The organism is Pseudonocardia sp. N23 (assembly GCF_002583555.1).
Lineage (GTDB): Bacteria > Actinomycetota > Actinomycetes > Mycobacteriales > Pseudonocardiaceae > Pseudonocardia.
The window spans coordinates 1-1,139 of the sequence record NZ_BEGX01000049.1 but is presented as its reverse complement, the minus strand read 5'-3'; the positions used below and the strand labels follow the sequence as shown (position 1 = coordinate 1,139).

At 71.9% G+C, this 1,139-nt stretch carries 1 protein-coding gene; it reads left to right on the top strand.

All coding sequences use genetic code 11. From position 1 onward, the window contains the following. Window positions 1-26: 26 nt before the first annotated feature. A partial coding sequence (locus tag TOK_RS13180; protein ID WP_098958149.1) for a bifunctional 3,4-dihydroxy-2-butanone-4-phosphate synthase/GTP cyclohydrolase II occupies window positions 27-1,139 on the top strand: 1,113 nt, incomplete at its 3' end.

Below are 1,139 nucleotides of genomic sequence, written 5' to 3'. Positions count from 1 at the left end.
CGGCCGACCGGCGCCGTGCGTTCGAGCTGATCGAGCGGGCGGTGGCCGACCTGGCCGAGGGCAAGCCCGTCGTCGTGATCGACGACGAGGACCGCGAGAACGAGGGCGACCTGATCTTCGCCGCCGAGAAGGCGACGCCGGAGCTCGTGTCGTTCACCGTGCGCTACACCTCGGGCTACGTGTGCGTGGCGCTGACCGACCCGGACTGCGACCGGCTCGACCTGCCCCCGATGCACCACACCAACAGCGACAACTTCCGCACGGCCTTCACCGTGACGGTCGACGCCAAGGAGGGTGTGTCGACGGGCATCTCCGCCGCCGACCGCGCCCGCACCATCCGGCTGCTGGCCGATCCCGACGCCACCCCCGGCGACCTCGTCCGGCCCGGCCACGTGCTGCCCCTGCGGGCCCGTGAGGGTGGCGTGCTGCGCCGTCCCGGGCACACCGAGGCCGCCGTCGACCTCGCCCGCATGGCCGGGCTCGCCCCGGCCGGCGCGCTCTGCGAGATCGTCTCGCAGAAGGACGACACCGACATGGCCCGCGGCGACGAGCTGCGCGTCTTCGCCGAGGACCACGAGCTCACGCTCATCACGATCGCTGACCTGATCGCCTACCGGCGGCGTTTCGAGAAGCACGTGGTCCGTGTCGCGCAGGCCCGCATCCCCACCGCGCACGGTGAGTTCGTCGCTTACGGCTACGACTCGCTGCTCGACGGCATCGAGCACATCGCGATGGTCGTCGGCGACGTTGCCACCCCGGAGGGCGACGGCGAGGACGTGCTGGTCCGCGTCCACTCCGAGTGCCTCACCGGCGATGTGTTGGGCTCGCTGCGCTGCGACTGCGGGCCGCAGCTCGACGCCGCGCTCGAGGCCGTTGCCGCGGAGGGCCGCGGCATCGTGCTCTACATGCGCGGGCACGAGGGCCGTGGCATCGGCCTGCTGCACAAGCTGCAGGCCTACCAGCTGCAGGAGGCGGGTGCCGACACGGTCGACGCCAATCTCGCGATGGGGCTGCCCGCCGACGCCCGTGACTACGGGATCGGCGCGCAGATCCTCGCCGACCTCGGTGTGCGCAGCATGCGGCTGCTCACCAACAACCCCGAGAAGCGCGCCGGGCTCGAAGGCTACGGGCTCACGATC